General features: G+C 71.4%; 15 protein-coding genes. 4 read left to right on the top strand and 11 right to left on the bottom strand.

What is annotated here, in order from left to right:
- The first annotated feature begins 249 nt into the window (after positions 1 to 249).
- Positions 250 to 2,643, top strand: a complete 2,394-nt coding sequence (locus ADL01_RS40025) for a Tex family protein (RefSeq protein WP_053747013.1) — start codon at positions 250 to 252, stop codon at positions 2,641 to 2,643.
- Between the two features lie 216 nt (positions 2,644 to 2,859).
- Here the strand turns inward: ADL01_RS40025 and ADL01_RS40020 are convergent, their stop codons facing one another.
- Entirely contained in the window at positions 2,860 to 4,503 is a 1,644-nt protein-coding gene (locus ADL01_RS40020) for an ABC-F family ATP-binding cassette domain-containing protein (protein ID WP_053747012.1), read from the bottom strand.
- Positions 4,504 to 4,551: 48 nt separating this feature from the next.
- Positions 4,552 to 5,604, bottom strand: coding sequence for a hypothetical protein (locus ADL01_RS40015; RefSeq protein WP_053747011.1), 1,053 nt, complete (start codon positions 5,602 to 5,604; stop codon positions 4,552 to 4,554).
- A gap of 90 nt (positions 5,605 to 5,694) precedes the next feature.
- On the opposite strand from ADL01_RS40015, the gene ADL01_RS40010 reads away from it, so the two are divergent.
- Complete coding sequence (locus ADL01_RS40010) at positions 5,695 to 6,615, top strand: FAD-dependent oxidoreductase (RefSeq protein WP_053747010.1); 921 nt, start codon at positions 5,695 to 5,697, stop codon at positions 6,613 to 6,615.
- Positions 6,616 to 6,757: 142 nt separating this feature from the next.
- Here ADL01_RS40010 and ADL01_RS40005 read toward each other — a convergent pair whose 3' ends face one another.
- The 5 genes from ADL01_RS40005 to ADL01_RS39985 all read right to left on the bottom strand — a co-directional run bounded on the left by ADL01_RS40005 (position 6,758) and on the right by ADL01_RS39985 (position 14,891).
- Positions 6,758 to 8,035 carry a M14 family metallopeptidase gene (locus tag ADL01_RS40005; protein ID WP_053747009.1) on the bottom strand — a complete coding sequence of 426 codons (1,278 nt, stop codon included), beginning with the start codon at positions 8,033 to 8,035 and terminating at the stop codon, positions 6,758 to 6,760.
- Positions 8,032 to 9,984: a Xaa-Pro dipeptidyl-peptidase gene (locus ADL01_RS40000; protein ID WP_053747008.1), complete on the bottom strand. Its 1,953-nt coding sequence runs from the start codon at positions 9,982 to 9,984 to the stop codon at positions 8,032 to 8,034. Before ADL01_RS40000 ends, ADL01_RS40005 begins: the two co-directional genes overlap by 4 nt.
- Positions 9,985 to 10,215: 231 nt before the next feature.
- Positions 10,216 to 12,426 (bottom strand): 3-hydroxyacyl-CoA dehydrogenase NAD-binding domain-containing protein, encoded by a 2,211-nt coding sequence (locus ADL01_RS39995; protein ID WP_053747007.1) that lies wholly within the window; start codon positions 12,424 to 12,426, stop codon positions 10,216 to 10,218.
- A 68-nt stretch (positions 12,427 to 12,494) separates the two neighbouring features.
- Complete coding sequence (locus ADL01_RS39990; protein WP_053747006.1) at positions 12,495 to 13,709, bottom strand: acetyl-CoA C-acetyltransferase; 1,215 nt, start codon at positions 13,707 to 13,709, stop codon at positions 12,495 to 12,497.
- A 45-nt stretch (positions 13,710 to 13,754) separates the two neighbouring features.
- Positions 13,755 to 14,891 carry a CaiB/BaiF CoA transferase family protein gene (locus ADL01_RS39985; protein ID WP_053747005.1) on the bottom strand — a complete coding sequence of 379 codons (1,137 nt, stop codon included), beginning with the start codon at positions 14,889 to 14,891 and terminating at the stop codon, positions 13,755 to 13,757.
- 246 nt (positions 14,892 to 15,137) lie between these two features.
- Between ADL01_RS39985 and ADL01_RS39980 the strand changes: the two genes are divergently transcribed.
- Positions 15,138 to 16,325 (top strand): saccharopine dehydrogenase family protein, encoded by a 1,188-nt coding sequence (locus ADL01_RS39980; protein WP_053747004.1) that lies wholly within the window; start codon positions 15,138 to 15,140, stop codon positions 16,323 to 16,325.
- 37 nt (positions 16,326 to 16,362) lie between these two features.
- Here ADL01_RS39980 and mmpA read toward each other — a convergent pair whose 3' ends face one another.
- The 4 genes from mmpA to ADL01_RS39960 all read right to left on the bottom strand — a co-directional run bounded on the left by mmpA (position 16,363) and on the right by ADL01_RS39960 (position 18,881).
- Entirely contained in the window at positions 16,363 to 16,509 is a 147-nt protein-coding gene (mmpA, locus tag ADL01_RS45590; RefSeq protein WP_199835143.1) for a morphogenic membrane protein MmpA, read from the bottom strand.
- Between the two features lie 146 nt (positions 16,510 to 16,655).
- A complete protein-coding gene (locus tag ADL01_RS39970) occupies positions 16,656 to 17,357 on the bottom strand; it encodes an endonuclease V (protein WP_053747002.1) in 702 nt (233 codons plus the stop codon).
- Between the two features lie 46 nt (positions 17,358 to 17,403).
- A complete protein-coding gene (locus tag ADL01_RS39965) occupies positions 17,404 to 17,730 on the bottom strand; it encodes a plasmid stabilization protein (protein ID WP_053747001.1) in 327 nt (108 codons plus the stop codon).
- A gap of 65 nt (positions 17,731 to 17,795) precedes the next feature.
- Entirely contained in the window at positions 17,796 to 18,881 is a 1,086-nt protein-coding gene (locus ADL01_RS39960; RefSeq protein ID WP_053747018.1) for a WD40/YVTN/BNR-like repeat-containing protein, read from the bottom strand.
- A gap of 233 nt (positions 18,882 to 19,114) precedes the next feature.
- On the opposite strand from ADL01_RS39960, the gene ADL01_RS39955 reads away from it, so the two are divergent.
- The gene (locus ADL01_RS39955) at positions 19,115 to 19,531 is read left to right on the top strand and encodes an SsgA family sporulation/cell division regulator (RefSeq protein ID WP_053747000.1); all 417 of its coding nucleotides are present in this window, start codon (positions 19,115 to 19,117) and stop codon (positions 19,529 to 19,531) included.
- Positions 19,532 to 19,581 lie beyond the last annotated feature (50 nt).

Raw genomic sequence — 19,581 nt, 5'->3', positions numbered from 1 at the left:
CGAGAGCTACGACGCCGGCCTTCACCTCAGGGCCTCCATGATCTGGATCAACGACCTCATACCGACGACCGGGTGATCACGACCTCACACAGGCCCTAGCCCCAGCCGCTGGTGTCAACCACCGCGATCAGGTGTCACCTATCTAGAAACGTCGCACCCTTTCGGGCCGTGTGGCGCCCTGGACCCCGATTGTCGGTGCCACCTGCCACAATTGCCGCGCAACCTCAGTGGAGAAGGCGGTACGGGATCGTGACGACACCCGGGTCCATCGAAGTAGGGTCCATCGAAGGCAGGATCGCCGAGGAGCTCGGCGTACGGGAGCGGCAGGTGAGGGCCGCCGTCGAGTTGCTCGACGGGGGCTCGACAGTGCCCTTCATCGCCCGCTACCGCAAGGAAGCGACCGAGATGCTCGACGATGCGCAGCTGCGCACGTTGGAGGAGCGGCTGCGCTATCTGCGGGAGCTGGAGGAGCGGCGGGCCGCGATCCTCGAATCGGTGCGCGAACAGGGCAAGCTGACGCCCGAGGTCGAGGCGCAACTGCGCGGGGCCGAGACGAAGGCGCGCCTGGAGGACATCTACCTGCCGTTCAAGCCGAAGCGGCGGACGAAGGCCCAGATCGCGCGCGAGGCCGGCCTCGCTCCGCTGGCCGAGGGGCTGCTCGGGGACCCGTCCGTCGACCCGCTCGCCGCGGCGGCGGCCTTCGTCGACGCCGACAAGGGCGTCGCCGATCCGCAGGCCGCGCTGGACGGCGCCCGCGCGATCCTCACCGAGCGGTTCTCGGAGGACGCCGACCTGATCGGCGAGGTGCGCGAGCGCATGTGGGTGCGCGGGCGGCTGGCCGCGAAGGTGAAGGAGGGCAAGGAGGAGGCGGGCGCCAAGTTCGCCGACTACTTCGACTTCGCCGAGCCCTTCACCGCCCTGCCCTCGCACCGCATCCTCGCGATGCTGCGCGGCGAGAAGGAGGACGTCCTCGACCTGGTCCTGGAGCCTGAGGAGCCGACGGAGGGCCCTTCCTCGTACGAGGGGATCATCGCCCACCGTTTCGGCATCGCCGACCGCGGCCGTCCCGGCGACAAGTGGCTGAAGGACACGGTGCGTTGGGCCTGGCGGACCCGGATCCTGGTGCACCTCGGCATCGACGTGCGGCTGCGGCTGCGTACGGTCGCGGAGGACGAGGCGGTCAACGTGTTCGCGGCGAACCTGCGCGACCTGCTGCTCGCCGCCCCGGCCGGCACGCGCGCGACGCTGGGGCTGGACCCCGGGTTCCGTACGGGCGTGAAGGTGGCCGTCGTGGACGCGACGGGCAAGGCCGTCGCCACCGACGTGATCCATCCGCACGTACCGGCGAACAAGTGGGACGAGGCGGTGGCGAAACTGGCCCGGCTCGCCAAGGAGCACTCGGTCGACCTGATCGCCATCGGCAACGGTACGGCGTCCCGCGAGACGGACAAACTGGCCGGTGAACTCATCGAAAAGCACCCGGAGTTGAACCTCACGAAGGTGATGGTGTCCGAGGCGGGCGCGTCGGTGTACTCGGCGTCGGCGTTCGCCTCGCAGGAGCTGCCGGGCATGGACGTGTCGCTGCGCGGCGCGGTGTCGATCGCCCGGCGGCTGCAGGACCCGCTGGCCGAGCTGGTGAAGATCGATCCGAAGTCGATCGGGGTCGGGCAGTACCAGCACGATCTGTCCGAGGTGAAGCTGTCGCGGTCGCTGGACGCGGTGGTGGAGGACTGTGTGAACGGTGTCGGTGTGGACGTCAACACCGCGTCCACGCCTCTGCTCTCGCGGGTTTCCGGCATCTCCTCCGGGCTCGCGGAGAACATCGTGGCGCACCGCGACGCGAACGGTCCATTCACCTCACGGTCTCAGCTGAAGAGTGTCGCGCGGCTCGGGCCCAAGGCGTACGAGCAGTGTGCGGGGTTCCTGCGGATCCGGGGCGGGGACGATCCGCTGGACGCGTCCAGTGTGCACCCGGAGGCGTATCCGGTGGTGCGGCGGATGGTGAAGTCGGCGGGCGGCGCGGTGGCGTCGCTGGTCGGGAACACGGCGGTGCTGCGGTCGCTGCGGCCCGATGACTTCGTCGACGAGAAGTTCGGTCTGCCGACGGTCACCGACATTCTGCGCGAACTGGAGAAGCCGGGGCGCGACCCGCGGCCCGCCTTCAAGACGGCCACGTTCAAGGACGGCGTCGAGAAGATCGGCGACCTGTCCTCCGGGATGGTGCTGGAGGGTGTGGTCACGAACGTGGCGGCGTTCGGGGCGTTCGTGGATGTCGGCGTCCACCAGGACGGGCTGGTGCATGTGTCCGCGATGTCGAAGACGTTCGTCAAGGACCCGCATGACGTGGTGAAGTCCGGCGACATCGTCAAGGTGAAGGTGCTCGACGTCGACATTCCCCGGAAGCGGATTTCGCTGACGCTGCGGCTGGACGACGAGGCGGTGGCCTCCGGTGAGGGGCAGCAGCAGGGGGGCGGGGGGCGGCCTCAGCGTGCGGGGCGGCCGCCTCAGCCTCGGCAGCAGGGGCAAGGGCAGGGGGGTGGGCGGTCCGGCGGGGGGTCTCGGCAGGCGGCGCCCGCGCCGGGGAACAGTGCGATGGCGGATGCGCTGCGGAGGGCGGGCCTGGCGGATCCCAAGCGAAGGTGAGTACTGATGCCGGGTGCCCTTGTCATGAGGGCACCCTGGGCTGACGCTGACGGCGGGTGGGTCGCGCAGCCCGGCGTTGCCGGGGTGCCGCCTCGGTGGGACGGGAGCCGCCCCAGCGGCACGACTGCCCGCAGCGGGGCGGGCCCCGTCAGCGGCCCGGGGAACTGCGCGACCAGCCCCCACCGGCCCGCACCCACAGCCAAGCCGGCGCAGCCTCTACGCCAGCTCTGTCAGCTTGCCGGCCGCTACCTCGAAGCGGCGTGTCACCTGTACCGCGTCCAGCATTCTGCGGTCGTGGGTCACCAGGAGCAGCGTGCCCTCGTAGGAGTCGAGGGCCTGTTCCAGTTGCTCGATGGCCGGGAGGTCGAGGTGGTTGGTGGGCTCGTCCAGGACCAGCAGGTTGACGCCCCTGCCCTGGAGCAGCGCCAGCGCCGAGCGGGTGCGCTCGCCCGGGGACAGGGTCGCCGCCGGACGTAGGACGTGCTCCGCCTTCAGGCCGAACTTGGCCAGGAGCGTGCGGACGTCCGCCGGTTCCATGTCGGGAACCGCCTCGCAGAACGCGTCCAGCAGCACCTCGGGCCCGTGGAACAGCTTGCGGGCCTGGTCCACCTCCCCGACCACGACCCCCGAGCCGAGCATGGCGTGGCCCGCGTCCAGCGGGACACGGCCGAGCAGCGCGCCCAGGAGCGTCGACTTTCCGGCGCCGTTCGCGCCGGTGACCGCGATACGGTCCGCCCAGTCGATCTGGACGCTCACCGGCCCGAGCGTGAAGCCCGCGCGGCGCACCTCCGCGTCCCGCAGGGTCGCGACCACCGAGCCGGAGCGCGGTGCCGCCGCGATCTCCATGCGCAGTTCCCACTCCTTGCGGGGCTCCTCGACCACGTCCAGGCGTTCGATCATGCGCTGGGTCTGGCGGGCCTTCGCGGCCTGCTTCTCGCTGGCCTCGCTGCGGAACTTGCGGCCGATCTTGTCGTTGTCGTTGTTCGCCTTGCGCCGGGCGTTCTTGACGCCCTTGTCCATCCAGCCGCGCTGCATCTGGGCCCGGTCCTGGAGCGCGGAGCGTTTGTCGGCGTACTCCTCGAAGTCGTCGCGGGCGTGCCTGCGGGCGACGTCCCGCTCTTCGAGATAGGCCTCGTAGCCGCCGCCGTACAGCCTGATCTGCTGCTGGGCGAGGTCGAGTTCGAGGACCTTGGTGACCGTGCGGGTGAGGAACTCGCGGTCGTGGCTGACGACGAGGGTGCCGGCGCGCAGGCCCTTGACGAAGCGCTCCAGGCGTTCGAGGCCGTCGAGGTCCAGGTCGTTCGTCGGCTCGTCGAGGAGGAAGACGTCGTAGCGGGACAGGAGCAGGGAGGCGAGGCCCGCCCTGGCCGCCTGGCCGCCCGAGAGGGACGTCATCGGCTGGTCCAGGTCCACGGTCAGGGCGAGGGAGCCGGCCACCTCCTCCGCCCGTTCGTCCAGGTCGGCGCCGCCGAGGTCGAGCCAGCGTTCCAGGCTCACCGAGTACGCGTCGTCCGCGCCCGGGGTGCCGTCCACCAGTGCCTGGGTCGCCTCGTCCATCACCCGCTGGGCCTCGGCCACGCCCGTACGGCGCGCGAGGAACTCGCGGACGGTCTCGCCCTCCCGGCGTTCCGGCTCCTGCGGGAGATGGCCGACGCTCGCGGTGGGCGGGGAGAGGCGCAGTTCGCCTTCCTCGGGCGGGAGCAGCCCGGCGAGCATCCTGAGCAGCGTGGACTTGCCCGCGCCGTTGGCACCGACGAGCCCGATCACGTCTCCGGGCGCGACGACGAGGTCGAGCCCGGAGAAGAGGGAGCGGTCGCCGTGGCCGGCGGCGAGGTTCTTGGCGACGAGAGTGGCAGTCATCAGGAGGCCGATCCTAACTCCCGGCGGCGGGGCCTCGCGTCCCGGATTTCACCGGGCCATCGGCTCCACCAGCACGGTTCCCGTCGTACGCGCCACGATGAACGACTCCCCTTTGACCGCCTTCGCGTCCAGGGGGATGCGGTGCCGACCAGGTTCGAGGATGCCGTCGAAGACCTCGAGGGTGTGGGCACGGTACAGCCGGTCCAGGCGGTACGCGGTGAGGTGGACGCGACAGGTCGAGGTGACCTCTATGCCCGCCTCGCCGTCGGCGGCGACCAGGCGGGTGAGCCGGCGCCGTTCCAACGGGCTGCGGTCCAGAGCGTGTTCGATCTGGGCGACGAGGAGCGGGACGATCGGGGCGAGACCGTCGACGTACGCCACGTCCACGCCCGCGCGATCGAAGGAGTGGCGTACGGCGGCACGTTCCGTCTCCTCGATCGCCCGGCCGAAGGCGACCGCGCCGTAGCCCCGCAGTTCCTCGGCCGGGACGTCCGTGGCGTCCCGGGTGATGTCCGCGCCGATGCCGATGGTGCGCAGCGCGGCGGCGAGCTTGGCGAGGACGGCGACCCGGGCGCCGATCAGCAGGACCCGGCGGCGGGCCGCACCGGACTCGGCGGAGCCCCCTGCCTCGGCGGCCTCCGCCGTGTCGAGCAGGGAGGTGAGCGCGTCCCGGTACTCGGCGCCGGGGAAGCGGAAGGGCCCGATACCGTGGTAGCCGTTGAGCTCCAGGTCGGCGTGGGTGTCCGTCTGCCAGGCGAAGTCGCGCCACACGTAGTCGTCGCCGTCCCTCTCGATGGCCGCCGTGACGGCGCCGCACGCCAGGTCGGCGCACTCGGGACAGCCGTAGATGATGTACCGGCCGCCCTCCAGGGGTGCGTCCGCCTCCAGGAGCAGGCCGCGGACCTGGGCGGTGAAGATCGCTGGCGGCACGTCGGAGGCGAGCGGCGAGACCGCGTCGAGGTCGGACAGCTGGTAGAGGAGGGGGCGCCCGTCGACGATGAAGTCGAGGAAGTCCCGGTGGACTTGGTAGTCACCGTTGGCGAGGACTCCACCGGCACGCATCGCCGGTGCCAGGCCGAAGGTGGCGTACTCGGCAGACATGCTGTGAGTATCCCCAGACTGGGACCGATCTGAGCACGGCATGACATATTCCGCTACGGTCCCCCGGTGAAGACGCGTTCGAGTGGTGAAGTGATCGTGGTCGGCGGCGGGATCATCGGCCTGACGACAGCGGTGGTGCTGGCCGAGCGTGGCCGCCGGGTCCGGGTGTGGGCGCGGGAGCCCGCCGAGCGGACCACCTCGGCGGTTGCGGGCGCGCTGTGGTGGCCGTACCGGATCGAGCCGGAGGCGTGCGCCGGGGAATGGGCGCTCGCGTCGCTGTCCGTCTACGAGGAGTTGGCCGAGCGGCCCGGGAAGACGGGCGTACGCCTTGTCGAGGGTGTACAGACCGGGACGCGCCTGGACGAGCTGGGATCGTGGGCGGCGCGGGTACCGGAGCTGCGGGAGACGGCTGAGGGACTTCGGGCACGGCTGCCGTTGATCGACATGCCGGTGCATCTGGGGTGGCTGCGGGAACGGTTCCTCACGGCGGGTGGTGTGGTGGAGGAACGGTCCGTCAAGGATCTCGCCGAAGCCTTCGCGTCCGACGCGGTGGATGTCGTCGTCAACTGCACGGGGCTCGGTGCGCGCGATCTCGTGCCCGATCCTGCGGTACGTCCCGTGCGCGGGCAGCTGGTCGTCGTGGAGAACCCGGGGATCACGACGTGGTTCACGGCGGTCGGGCACACCGACGCGAAGACCACGTACTTCTTTCCGCAGCCGGGCGGCCTGATCCTGGGCGGCACGGCCGACGAGGACGAGTGGTCGCTCGTGCCCGATCCGGCGGTGGCGCAGGAGATCGTCCGGCGGTGCGCGGAGGTACGGCCGGAGATCGCCGGGGCGCGGGTGCTCGGGCATCGGGTCGGGCTGCGGCCCACTCGTGAGGCGGTGCGGCTGGAGCGTGAAGTGCGCGCTTACGGGCGGGTGTTGGTGCACAGCTATGGGCACGGGGGTGCGGGTGTCACGGTCGCGTGGGGGTGCGCGGCGGACGCGGCGGGGCTTGCCGGGAGCTAGGCGGTGTGTTGGTCCGGCAGTTCGTTTGCTGCGGGTCGGTGGAGGCTGGTCGCGCGGTTCCCCGCGCCCCTGACGGGGCTACCGCCCAACTGAGGCGCGGGCGGGGCCGATTCGCCCCGCCCGCCCCGCCCGCCTCGCCCGTTCAGCAGGCCGTGACTGCCTCCCCTGCCGTCAGGTGGTACGGCGCCCGCTCGTCCAGCAGTAGCGGTACGAGGGCGCGTAGCGACTGGCGCAACGGGACGTAGGCCCCGGTTCCCTCGTGGTCCGGTCGTACGCGTACTCCGTGCAGGGCCAGTTCGTCGGCGACGTCCGTGTACTGGTCCGCCGTGAGCCGATAGCCGCACGGCGGGTTCTCGATCACCTCGGCGGGTTCGGCCGGGTCGTTGTCCGCGCCGCCGAGGTAGACCGGCCCGGTGTCCCGGTAGCCGGCCAGCCGGGCGGCCCCGGTGGCCGCGTGGACCTGTCTGCCGCGCTCCCCGGCGAAGCTGAACAGCCCTTTCAGGGAGGCGAGTTGGGAGTTCACCCGGCGCCGGTTGTTGTCCGGCTCCGGGATCCCCTCCGTCAGCGGCTCGACCCGGCTCTCGATCAGCAGCCCGACCGCGTGCTTCACGCCGGACATGTTCCGCAGGATGCGTTCCTGTCCGTCCCCGGCGACCTGGCGGATCGGGTCACCGGTGACGGGGTCGGTCCAGATGCCGTACGTGCCGGTCGTGAACCCGGCGCTCCGGGCGGCCGGCCGTACGTACGTCTGGGACAGGGTCTGCGCCTCGGTGTGCACGGCCGCGTCGGTGTTGAGGTTGCGCGGCCAGAGGTCGAACAGGTCCTTGTCGTAGTACAGGGGTGTGGCCCCGTACTCGTGCAGGTCGTAGACCACGTCGGGCTTGTGGTCGCGGATGACCGCCGCCATCGCCCGTGCCTCCGCCGTCCGCAGGGCCAGATGATCGCGGTTGACGTCGACGCCGTCGCTGTTGCCCCTGGTGTCGGCGGCCCGGCCGTCGGGGTTGGCGGTGGGGACGACGAGCAGGGTGGTGCGCGACAGGAACGCCTTCGTCCGCGCGTCCTTCGCGTACGCCAGGTCGCGGATCGTCGTGAGACAGGCCTCGCGGCCGGACGGCTCGTCGCCGTGCTGGCTGCAGATGAGCAGCACGGTGCGGGTGGTGGGTCGCTCACCGACGCGTACGAGGTGCAGGGGGCGGTTCTGCTCGGTGGTGCCGATGCGGGTGAGCGTCACACGGGCGCTGGCCCGGTCGACGGCGCCGAGGAAGTCCTGTTCCTCGGGCTGGCTGGTCCAGCGGGCACCGTTCGTCTGCTCGAATCCGGTGCGTGGGGGCGTCGGCCCGGCCTCGGCCGCGTGGGCGGGGGCTGCCAGCAGGGGTGCGGCGAGGGCGGCGGCGATCAGCGCGGTCAGGCGCGGTTTCATACGGCTCCCGGGATGCGGTGGCCGGCGCGCGGGTCGCGGACGCCGTGGAGGAGGGAGGGGGCCGGGGTGGCCGCGACGGTGCCTGCCGTGGCCCGCGCGAAGGCGCCCGCGCCGCCGACGAACGGGACGCTGGCCGTCGTACGGGCCAGGTCGAGCGTCAGGGTCGGGGTGGTCGACGGAGGGTCGATGAGGTCCTTGTCCGTGCCCGCGACGATGAGGGCGAGGCGGTGGCCCGCCGGGATCACGTGGTCGCTCGCGTGCAGGTCGAGGGTGATCGTGTAGCGCTTGCCCGGGGTGAGCGGGACGCCCTCGGTGGCCGAGGCGTAGTTGCCCAGGTCGGCCCAGCCCCGGCTGAAGATCGTGTAGTCGACGGCTGTCGTCTTCGCCCGCGTCGAGCTGAAGCAGGAGCTGTCGCCGGTGGTGCTCTGGCCCCAGCAGGTGCGGTCGGTGAGCGTGGTGATGCCCTCGGCGCCGTCCGCGTAGTCCCGGATGGTGTCGGGGCCGAGGTCGACCAGGACGGCGGACAGGTGGGCCGTCGAGGTGCTCGGGGTGGCCGTCACGGTCACTGTGGACGAGCCGGAAACGCGCAGCGCCTTGCTGAGGGGCTTGGTGACGAAGCCGGCCTTGCCGGGCGTCGGGCTGTCGATCTTGGCGGACCAGTCGGTCTCGCTCAGGCTCGGGTCGTCGGTGAACGTCGCTGTGCCGGACTGCTTCCGCAGGCCCAGGGTGCCGACGCCGGGCTGTGCGCCGGTGCCGGGGCGCAGGTTCACCCGGGGCGTGGCGCGGGGCGGCCAGACGGCCGAGGTGACCCACTGGTCGGGGTGGCGTTCGATGTCGGCCATGGGCTCGTCGTCGATGCCGTTGTCGTAGCCGAGGAGTTCGTGGTCGAACCAGCGGTGCAGGGTGTCGACCCAGGTGGCGCGGCGGAAGTCGAAGGGGTCGACGTGGCCGGTCTGGGAGAGCCAGATCTTGCGCTCGACGCCCTGCTTGGCGAGGGCGTCCCACCACTGGCCGAAGTGCTTGGGGCGGACGTTGAGGTCCTGCTGACCGTGGATGACGAAGACGCTGGCCCTGACCTTCCGGACGTCCTTCACGTAGTCGCGCTCGGTCCAGAAGGGCGTCCAGTCACCACTGAGAGGGGATCCGTCCACGATCTTCTGCTGTACGGCGGCGCACTTGGTGCGGGCGGCCGGGCTCTCGACGTAGTCGGACAGCCCTTCGGGGCCGGAGGCGTAGAGGGGGGCGCCTTTGGCGTCGTAGTAGTCGTACCAGGAGGAGATGGCGCTGATCGGGACGATCGTCTTCAGGCCCTTGACGCCGGTGGCGGCGACTCCGTTGGCGATCGTGCCGTCGTAGCTCTTGCCGATCATGCCGGTCCTGCCGTTGGTCCAGGTCGCCTTGGCCCGGTCGGTGCCGGTGCGGCTCGTGTAGCCCTTGGCACGGCCGTTGAGCCAGTCGACCACGGCCTTCGCGGACTGGATGTCGGAGCGTCCGCCGACGTCGACGCAGCCGTCCGAGCGGTTGGTGCCGGCCAGGTCGACACCCACGAAGGCGTAGCCGCGCGGCACAAAGTAGTTGTCGTAGAACAGCGGCATCTGGACAACGTTGCCGTGTGCGTCGTACGTCTTCTTCTGGCTCTCGTTGCCGCGTCCGCAGCAGGAGTAGTAGGGGCTGGCGTCCATGATCACGGGTACTTTGCGGCTCTGCGCGGCGAGTTCGCGTGGCCGGACGATGTCGACGGCGACGCGGTCGGTCTTTCCGTCGCTGTCGCCGTCGAATCCGATGTCCACCCAGACGGCCTCGCGGATCGCGTTGCCGTAGGAGTAGACGGGTCTGCTCTCCCGTGGGGCGCTGTGGGCGACGGCCGGGGTGAGCAGGGCGGCGGTGAGGGCGGCGGTGGCCGCCGTCGCGAGCGTTCGCAAGGTCGTGGAGCGCGTGCGTATCGGCATGCGCCGGACGGTACCTCGGTCAACTCCCGTACAGAAGAGGGTAACTGGGAGGCTGCAGGGGCTGAGGTGGCTGAGGTGGCTGAGAAATGCCGGTACGGCGCCCTCAAGCGCCGGCCGGCATCTTCAGCCCGTCTGGGGGTCCCCCCTCTGGGGGAGTTTGAGGACGAGGCCCGTTCAGGGCCGTAGCGGGGGTCTGGGGCGGCACCCCCCAGACCCGGGGGCGACAAAACCCTAGCCGTCCACGAACCCCTCTCCCTTCGCCGCCTTCTCCACCAGCAACGCCGGCGGAGCGAACCGCTCCCCGTACCGCTGCGCCAGCTCACGCGACCGGGCGACGAACCCGGGCAGGCCGCCCTCGTAGCCGTTGATGTACTGCAGGACTCCCCCGGTCCACCCGGGGAACCCGATCCCGAAGATCGAACCGATGTTGGCGTCGGCGACCGACGTCAGCACGCCCTCCTCCAGCAGCCTCACCGTGTCCAGCGCCTCGGAGAACAGCATGCGTTCCTGCATGTCCTTGAAGGGGATGCGCACGCCCTCCGCGCCCTCCGCCCCCTCCTCACTCGCCGCGCCCTCGCGCCCGAAGTGCTCCCGCAGCCCGGGCCACAGGCGCGTCCGCCTGCCGTCCTGCCCGTACTCGTAGAACCCTCCGCCGCCGCTGCGCCCGGTACGGCCGAACTCGTCCACCATGCGGTCGATCACCGCCTCCGCGGGGTGCGTCACCCACGTACCGCCGGCCTCCTCCACCGCCCGCTTGGACTCCGCGCGGATCCTGCGCGGCAGCGTCAGCGTCAGTTCGTCCATGAGGGACAGGACCTTCGCCGGGTAACCGGCCTGCGCCGCCGCCTGTTCGACCGACGCGGGCTCGATGCCCTCGCCGACCATCGCCACACCCTCGTTGATGAAGTGCCCGATGACCCGTGAGGTGAAGAAGCCGCGCGAGTCGTTGACGACGATCGGGGTCTTCCTGATCTGGCGGACCAGGTCGAACGCCCGCGCGAGCGCCTCCTGCCCCGTCCGCTCACCCTTGATGATCTCGACGAGCGGCATCTTGTCGACCGGCGAGAAGAAGTGCAGTCCGACGAAGTCGGCCTGGCGTTCGACGCCTTCGGCGAGGGCGGTGATGGGCAGCGTGGAGGTGTTGGAGCACAGCAGCGCGTCCGGTTCGACGAGGTGCTGGATCTCCTGGAACACCTTGTGCTTCAGGGCCGGGTCCTCGAAGACCGCCTCGATGACCGCGTCGCAGCCGGCCACGTCCTGCGGATCCGCGGTCGGTGTGATGCGCGCGAGCAGCTCGTCCGCCTTCTCCTGCGTGGAACGTCCCCGGGAGACGGCTTTCGCGCACAGCTTCTCGGAGTAGTTCTTGCCCCGGGCCGCCGCTTCGGCCGACACGTCCTTGAGGACGACCTCGATGCCCGCCCTGGCGCACGAGTAGGCGATGCCCGCGCCCATCATCCCGGCACCGAGGACCGCCACCCTGCGGACCGGGCGCGGCTCGATGCCCTTGGGGCGGTTGGCGCCGGAGTTGACGGCCTGGAGGTCGAAGAAGAACGCCTGGATCATGTTCTTCGAGGTCTGTCCGGCGGCCAGTTCCACGAAGTAGCGGGCCTCGATGACCTGCGCGGTCTCGAAGTCGACCTGGGCGCCCTCGACGGCCGCCGCGAGGATGCTGCGCGGAGCCGGGTAGGGCGCGCCGTTCGTCTGCTTGCGCAGGTTGGCGGGGAAGGCGGGCAGGTTCGCCGCGAACCTGGGGTTGGCCGGGGTGCCGCCGGGGATGCGGTAGCCGGGCTTGTCCCAGGGCTGCTGGGATACCGGGTTGGCGTCGATGAAGGCGCGGGCCTTCGCCATCAACTCGTCCTGAGTCGCGGCCACTTCGTCGACCAGACCGTTCTGCAGAGCCCGCTGCGGGCTGTACTGGGTCCCCTGGAGCAGCACCTTCAGCAGCGCGTCGGCGATGCCCAGCATGCGTACCGTACGGACGACTCCGCCGCCTCCGGGGAGGAGACCGAGGGTGACCTCGGGACAGCCGATCTTCGAACCCGGCGCGTCCAGCGCGACCCGGTGGTGGCAGGCCAGCGCGATCTCGTAACCGCCGCCCAGGGCCGCGCCGTTCAGCGCCGCGACCACCGGCTTGCCCAGCGTCTCGATACGGCGCAGGTCGCGCTTGATGGCGAGGCCGCCGTCGAGGAGTTCCTGGGCGGTGTCCGGGGTGACCCGGATGAGGTCACGCAGGTCGCCGCCGGCGAAGAACGTCTTCTTGGCCGAGGTGATGATGACACCCCGGATCGTCTCCTTCTCGGCCTCCAGGCGGTCGGTGACCACGGCGAGGGAGTCGCGGAACGCCTGGTTCATGGTGTTCGCGGACTGGTCCGGGTCGTCGAGAACGAGGGTGACGAGACCCGTGCGGTCCTGTTCCCAGCGGATGGTGGTGCTCTGTGTCATGACAGGGATCTCCGTAGAAGCTCAGAAGCTCGGAAGGCTCTGGATGCCGGGTCGGTTCCGCCGGGAGTTCAGACCCGCTCGACGATCGTCGCGATGCCCATGCCGCCGCCCACGCACAGTGTGGCGAGGCCGTAGCGCTTGTCCTGGCGCTCCAGTTCGTCGATCAGGGTGCCGAGGATCATCGCGCCGGTGGCGCCCAGCGGGTGGCCGAGTGCGATGGCGCCGCCGTTGACGTTGATCTTGTCGAGAGACAGGCCCATGTCCCGGGCGAAGCTCAGGACGACGGCCGCGAACGCCTCGTTGATCTCGACGAGGTCGATGTCGTCGATGGTCAGCCCCGCCTTGGCGAGCGCCTTGCGGGTGGCGGGCGCCGGGCCGGTGAGCATGATGGTGGGCTCGGAGCCGGACACGGCGGCGGAGACGATCCGCGCGCGTGGACGCAGCCCGTAGCGCTCGCCGACCTCCTTGGACCCGATGGCGACCAGTGACGCGCCGTCCACGATGCCGGAGGAGTTGCCCGCGTGGTGGACGTGGTCGATCTTCTCGACCCAGTGGTACGTCTGGAGGGCCACGGCGTCGAAGCCGCCCAGGTCGCCGATGTCCGCGAACGACGGCTTCAGCCCGGCCAGGGAGTCGGCGGTGGTGCCGGGGCGCGGGTGTTCGTCGTGGTCGAGGACGACGAGGCCGTTGCGGTCCTTCACCGGGACGAGGGACCGCTCGAAGCGGCCCGCCTTCCACGCCGTCGCCGCCCGCTCCTGGGACAGCGCCGCGTACTCGTCGACATCGCGCCGCGAGAAGCCCTCGATGGTGGCGATGAGGTCGGCGCCGATGCCCTGCGGCACGAAGTTGACGGCGAGGTTGGTCATCGGGTCGTTGAACCAGGCGCCGCCGTCCGAGGCCATCGGCACCCGCGACATCGACTCCACGCCGCCCGCGAGGACGAGGTCCTCCCAGCCGGAACGCACCTTGGCGGCGGCCATGTTGACGGCCTCCAGGCCCGACGCACAGAAGCGGTTCTCCTGGACGCCGGCCACCGTGTCGGGCAGTCCGGCGACGACCGCGGCGACCCGCGCGATGTCGGAACCCTGGTCGCCGACCGGTCCGACGACGCCCAGCACGATGTCGTCGATCGCGGCCGGGTCGAGGTCCGGGAAGCGGTTTTTGATCTCGTGGATGAGGCCGACGACGAGATCGACGGGCTTGGTGCCGTGCAGCGCTCCGCTCGCCTTGCCGCGCCCGCGCGGGGTGCGGATCGCGTCGTACACATACGCTTCGGTGCTCACTGGTGGGCCTTTCGGGGAGGTTGGGCGAGCGGGTGCCGACCGAGGTCAGCCGCCATCTTGCAGGAGTCGGGGCACATCCCAGTCGCGCGCCACGTCCGCCGTGTCGGCGCCGGGCTGGGCGGGGCCGCTGTGGATCGACGTGTGGGTGACGGAGAAGCGGGGCGCGGGGGCGGGCTGGGTGATGCCGCCGTGGTCGGTGAAGGTGCCGCGGGCGGCCATGTGCGGGTGGTGCGGGGCCTCGCGCAGCGAGAGGACGGGCGCCACGCAGGCGTCGGAGCCCTCGAAGACGGCCGCCCACTCGTCCCGCGTACGGGACTTGAAGCGGGCGGTGACGGCCTCGCGCAGGTCGTCCCAGCGGGCGATGTCCTTGCGGGCGGCGGCGTGGTCCGGGAGGCCGAGCAGCTCGAGGAACTCCGCGTAGAACTGCGGTTCCAGCGCGCCGACCGCCATGTACCGGCCGTCGGCGGTCTCGTACGTCCCGTAGTACGGGCAGCCCCCGTCGAGGAGGTTGGCGCCGCGCCGGTCCTGCCAGCCGCCCGCCGCGAGCATGCCGTGGATCATCGTGGCGAGGTGCGCGGCGCCGTCGACGATCGCGGCGTCCACGACCTGGCCGGTGCCTGTCGCGCGCGCGTGGTGGAGGGCGGCGAGGACGCCGACGACGAGGTAGAGGGAGCCGCCCGCGTAGTCGCCGAGGAGGTTGGCCGGGGCGGGCGGCGGCTCGGCCGGGCTGCCGATCAGGCCGAGGGTGCCGGTCGGGGCGAGGTAGGTGATGTCGTGCCCGGCGCGACGGGCGAGCGGTCCCTCCTGTCCCCAGCCCGTCATCCGGCCGTAGACGAGCCTCGGGTTGCGGGCGTGGCAGGTCTCGGGGCCGACGCCGAGGCGCTCGGCGACACCGGGGCGGTAGCCCTCGACCAGGATGTCGGCGCGGGCGGCCAGGTCGAGGACGCGGGAGGGACCGTCGGCTGCCTTCAGGTCGACGATCACCGACCGTTTGTTGCGGTTGCTCACGTCGTACTCGGGGTCGACGGCGAGAGAGGTGCCCCCGGGGCGGTCCACCCGGACGACGTCGGCGCCCAGGTCGGCGAGGAGCATGGCGGCGAACGGTCCGGGCCCGATGCCCGCCAGCTCGACCACGCGCACTCCGGTGAGCGGGCCGCTGCCCGCCGTTCCCGCCACCGACATCGAGCCCCCATTCCCCTGACACAACCCACGTGACACCAGCGATGCTAGGAACGCGTTCCACTCCGCACAAGGTTTCACCAGGCATTGATTAAGCAAGCGCTTGGCCAACCACCCGGTTCGAGACAACGACCGGCCGCGCGACTCCACTCTCCTCACGCTAGCCTCGACCACCGACAACGGCGCGGTACGCACGACGCGGGACGTACAACGCGGTACGCCCAGCGGGTACGCACGACAAGGGGTGTCATGAGCAGGCCGAACTGGCTGGAACGTCCGTACGACATCGTGCTGTTCGGAGCCACCGGCTTCGTCGGCACGCTCACCGCCGACTACCTCGCCGCGCACGCGCCCGAAGGTCTGCGCTGGGCGGTCGCCGGCCGCGACGCGGACAGGCTGGAGCGGCTGCGCGAGCGCCTCAGGGGCATCGGCAAGGCGGCCGAGGTGGGGGTGCTGACGGCGGACGTCTCCGATCCGGCCGCGCTGCGGGCGCTCGCCGGGCACACGCGCGTGCTGGCCACGACGGTGGGCCCCTATCTGACGTACGGCGAGGAACTCGTCGCCGCCTGCGCGGACACCGGCACCGACTACCTCGATCTCAGCGGTGAGCCCGAGTTCGTCGACCTGATGTACGTCCGGCACGACACGCGCGCGCGGGAGACCGGCGCCCGGCTGGTGCACGCCTGCGGTTTCGACTCGATCCCGCACGACCTGGGCGCGTACTTCACGGTCACCCAGTTGCCCGAGGGGGTGCCGCTGACCGTCGACGGGTTCGTGCGCACCGAGGCGACGTTCTCGGGCGGCACCTTCGCCTCGGCGCTCAACCAGTTCTCCCGGGGCCCGCAGATGTTGGCCGCAGCCCGCGACCGCCGGCGCCATGAGCCGCGGCTGCTGGGCCGCCGGGCGACCGCCCCCGCGGGCCCGCCCCGGTACGCCAGGGAGGTCGACGCCTGGGCGCTGCCGCTGCCCACCATCGACCCGCAGGTCGTGGTGCGTTCGGCACGGGCGCTGGAACGGTATGGACCCGATTTCCGTTACCGCCATTACGCGGCGGTACGGCGGCTGCCCTTCGCGGTGGGCGGGGTCGCCGCCGCCGGTGCGGTGTTCGCGGCGGCCCAGTTGCCGCCCGCGCGGCGCTGGCTGTCCGGGCGGCTGCGACCGGGCGACGGGCCGAGCGCGGAGCGGCGCGCGAAGAGCTGGTTCTCGGTGCGGTTCGTGGGTGAGGGCGGCGGGCAGCGGGTGTTCACGGAGGTCGCGGGCGGCGACCCCGGCTACGACGAGACGGCGAAGATGTTCGCCGAGTCGGCGCTCTCCCTGGCCTTCGACGACCTCCCGGAGACGGCCGGGCAGGTCACCACCGCCGTGGCGATGGGCGACGCGCTGATCGAACGTCTGCGCAAGGCGGGGATCACGTTCCGGGTGGCGGCCAGCAGGTGACCGGCGGGGGCAGGCAGGGACAGACAGGCAGACAGACTTACTGGGCCCAGCCCGTGACCGTGTAGATCATGCCGACGATCCAGGCGAGTCCCGCCAGTACGGCGACGATCAGCGCGGCCGTGACGGCGCGTTCGACGGGCTGGGTGGGGCTGGCGACGGGCTTCGGGGCGCGGTGCGTGGTCATGGACACAGCCTGCCGACAGGCCGGGGCTGCCGGCATCCGTAAAACTACTCAGATCACATACCCGGATGATCATCTGTTCCCCCGGCGCCCCGGTCCCCTCAGGCGAGCGCTTCTTTCAGGCGATCGCTTCCTTCAGGCGGTCACTTTCAGGCGGTCGCTTCCTTCAGGGCTCGCCTGCACAGGGCGTCCGCCCGCCGGGTCGTCTCCGGGAGGCGGTACTGCGGGGTGAGCGCCAGGGTGTGGGCGCAGGCCGTGTCGAGGGTCGTGCGGTGGCCCACCGACACGAACACCGGCTTGACCGCGTCCCGGGTGCGCAGGGCGCGGCCCACCTCCTCCGCGCCCGCGAGGAGCGGGGACGCCGATCCACGCCGGGCGCCCGGCTCCTCGTACGTGAAGGTGAACGGGTTCTTCGCGACGCCGATCGTGGGGAGACCGGTGAGGACGCCGAGGTGGCTGGCGAGGCCGAAGCGGCGCGGGTGGGCGAGTCCGTAGCCGTCGCAGACGACGAGGCCGGGCGGGACGGCCAAGGCCTCCAGGGCGGCCATGACGGCGGGGATCTCACGGAAGGCGAGCAGGCCGGGCACGTACGGGAAGGAGATCCGCCCTACGGCCGTGGCCTCGGCGACGACCTCGTGGGTCGCCGCGTCCAGGACGACGGCGGCGGCCACGACGAGGTCGCGCTCGTCGTCGTAGGCGACATCGACGCCCGTGACATGCCCTGCGCCGGGCGGCGGGCCCGGCTCGTCGAGGACGACCAGCGGGCGCAGCTCGTCCTGGACCGCGCGGGCCCCCTCCTCGGTCGTGGGCCAGGCCGCCGGAACGGATACGGTCGTCGTCTTCGTCTCCATGGTGACGACGAGCGTACGGGCCCGCCCACCGGCCCTCCGCCTCAGGTCACTTGTCGCCGAGGGCGTCCTTCAGCTGCTCCTTGTTCATGTCCGAGCGGCCGTGCACGTTCCGCTTCTTGGCCTCCTCGTAGAGCTGGTCGTACGTCGGGCCCTGGGCGCCCTGGTGCGAGCGCTGCCCGCCGCGCTTGCTCGATGACATGTCCTCGGTGGACGTACGGCTGGCGGTCTTGGACTCGCCGGACCGGGCGCGTTCCTTGTTGACGGTCCGCGCGGCGATCTCCTCGGCGCGCTGCTCGCTCTCGCCCCGGTCCAGCGCACTGTCCTTGATGTGCTCGTACTGACGTTCCCGCTTGGGGCTCGCACCGCGTGGCATGGCCGTTCACTTCCTTCGCTCGTGTTGTCCTCTCGGGCGTGTGCCGGTGAACGGGTACCCATACCTCACGATTCGAGCCGTGCCACGCGCCCCTTCTCCCCGGCGGCCCAGCAGCCCAGGTCGGGAGGGCAGTCCACGGTGTCGTACGAGCCCGTGTCGACGGTCTTCCAGGTGCGTCCCGCGTCCAGCGTGAGGTCGGTGCCGGTCGGGCCGACCGCGAGCGCCGCGGTGCGGCTGTACGGGAGCCAGGCGACGCCGGAGCGGTAGGCGGGCGGGGAGCCGGCAGCCGTCGTCCAGGTGCGGCCGCCGTCCGCCGTGAGCGCGCCCGCCTGAGGTGAGGCCTGGTCGGCGCGGTAGTCGCCGCCGACCGCGAGTCCGTGCGTGCGGTCGCGGAAGGCGAGCGCGAAGACGCCGCGGGCCGGGTCGCCCGCCGGTACCGGGGTGTCGCCGGCGCTCCAGGTGAGCCCGCGGTCGGCGGAGTGCAGCACGCGCGCGTGTGCGCCGCCGCCCGTGGCCAGCCACACGTCCCGGGGTCCCGAGCTGACCAGGCACTGTCCGCTCGCCGCGAAGCCCGCCTCGCCCTCCAGGGCGGCGGGCATGCCGGCACTGGGCAGCACCTGCCAGGAGCGTCCGCCGTCGCTGGTGGAGAGGATGCGGAACTTCCCGTCCACCGGGTCGCTCATCGCGAGGCCGTGGCGGCTGTCGAAGAAGGTGAGGCAGTCGTAGAAGGCCCTGGCGTCGGTGTTGCGGAAGGACTCGGTCCAGGTCAGACCGCCGTCGTCGGTGCGGTAGACCCGGGACGCCTCGCCCTCGCCGATGGCCAGGACCACTGCGCGGCGGGCGTCGAACGCCTCGACGTCCCGGAACTGGAGCTCGGCCGCGCCCGGCGGAGAGACGTTTCGCCAGCTCGTTCCTCCGTCGGTGGTGCGCAGTACGGTGCCCTGAGTGCCGGCGAGCCAGGCGGTGCCGCGACTGACGGCGGACAGGCCGCGGAAGCGGACGTCGGGGGTGCCGCTGTCCTTCGCCGCCCAGTGCGGCGTACGGTGTCCGGCCCCGGGGACGGCGCCCGTCCCGTCGTACGCCTGCGCGGGTGCGGCCAGTCCGGCGGCCACGGCGGCGAGCGCGGCCGCGTACGCCCCAGCGACCGCCATGCGCCTCGTCAGCCCCGACCGGCTCGACTGTCCGGTGCGTATGGTCTGTCGCTTCATGCCCGTGATCCTCATGAATCTCATGATCCTCATGGCGGGCGAACGTAGCAGTGAATGAACTCGGTGACAGAGGTCACTAGAAATTCAGGTGCACTGTTTGGCTCGTTCCAGCGTCTCTCTCAGTGTGCGGACCGTTCCAGCCAGGAGTCCGGCCAACCGTCACAAGGGAGCAAGCGTTGTCCACCGTCATCGAGCAGCTCGTAGAGGCCCGTCTCGTCGCCGCCGCACCGCGGATGACAACCATTCCCGCAACCCTCACCTACGACCGGCGGGAACCGTTCGCCGTCCGGATGACCTTCCCCGCGTCGGCCACCCTGGAGGGCGTGGAGGTCCGCTGGACCTTCGCCCGCGAGCTTCTGTCGGACGGCATGCTGGAGCCGCAGGGACACGGGGACGTGCGCGTGCGGCCGTACGGCTACGACCGTACGGTCCTGGAGTTCCACGCCCCCGAGGGCACCGCGGTCGTCCATGTCCGCTCCGGCGAGCTGCGGCGCTTCCTCGCGGCCACCACCAAGCTGGTGCCGGTCGGCCTGGAGCACCTTCAGACGGACCTGGACCGCGACCTCGCGGAGCTGATGCGCGACGCCCTGTGACTCAGCTTTGCGACAACGCCCTGTGACAACCGCGTTCCCCCGGTTCCCGG

Origin of the sequence: Streptomyces sp. NRRL WC-3618, assembly GCF_001280005.1 — a bacterium.
GTDB lineage: Bacteria > Actinomycetota > Actinomycetes > Streptomycetales > Streptomycetaceae > Streptomyces.
This window is presented reverse-complemented; position numbering and strand designations above follow the sequence as displayed.

What these genes read in the sequence shown, in the direction of transcription:
- ADL01_RS40020 (WP_053747012.1), bottom strand. Translation starts at nt 4,503, where the DNA reads ATGACTGCCACTCTCGTCGCCAAGAACCTCGCCGCCGGCCACGGCGAC.
- ADL01_RS40015 (WP_053747011.1), bottom strand. Translation starts at nt 5,604, where the DNA reads ATGTCTGCCGAGTACGCCACCTTCGGCCTGGCACCGGCGATGCGTGCC.
- ADL01_RS40005 (WP_053747009.1), bottom strand. Translation starts at nt 8,035, where the DNA reads ATGAAACCGCGCCTGACCGCGCTGATCGCCGCCGCCCTCGCCGCACCC.
- ADL01_RS40000 (WP_053747008.1), bottom strand. Translation starts at nt 9,984, where the DNA reads ATGCCGATACGCACGCGCTCCACGACCTTGCGAACGCTCGCGACGGCG.
- ADL01_RS39995 (WP_053747007.1), bottom strand. Translation starts at nt 12,426, where the DNA reads ATGACACAGAGCACCACCATCCGCTGGGAACAGGACCGCACGGGTCTC.
- ADL01_RS39985 (WP_053747005.1), bottom strand. Translation starts at nt 14,891, where the DNA reads ATGTCGGTGGCGGGAACGGCGGGCAGCGGCCCGCTCACCGGAGTGCGC.
- ADL01_RS39980 (WP_053747004.1), top strand. Translation starts at nt 15,138, where the DNA reads ATGAGCAGGCCGAACTGGCTGGAACGTCCGTACGACATCGTGCTGTTC.
- mmpA (WP_199835143.1), bottom strand. Translation starts at nt 16,509, where the DNA reads ATGACCACGCACCGCGCCCCGAAGCCCGTCGCCAGCCCCACCCAGCCC.
- ADL01_RS39970 (WP_053747002.1), bottom strand. Translation starts at nt 17,357, where the DNA reads ATGGAGACGAAGACGACGACCGTATCCGTTCCGGCGGCCTGGCCCACG.
- ADL01_RS39965 (WP_053747001.1), bottom strand. Translation starts at nt 17,730, where the DNA reads ATGCCACGCGGTGCGAGCCCCAAGCGGGAACGTCAGTACGAGCACATC.
- ADL01_RS39960 (WP_053747018.1), bottom strand. Translation starts at nt 18,881, where the DNA reads ATGGCGGTCGCTGGGGCGTACGCGGCCGCGCTCGCCGCCGTGGCCGCC.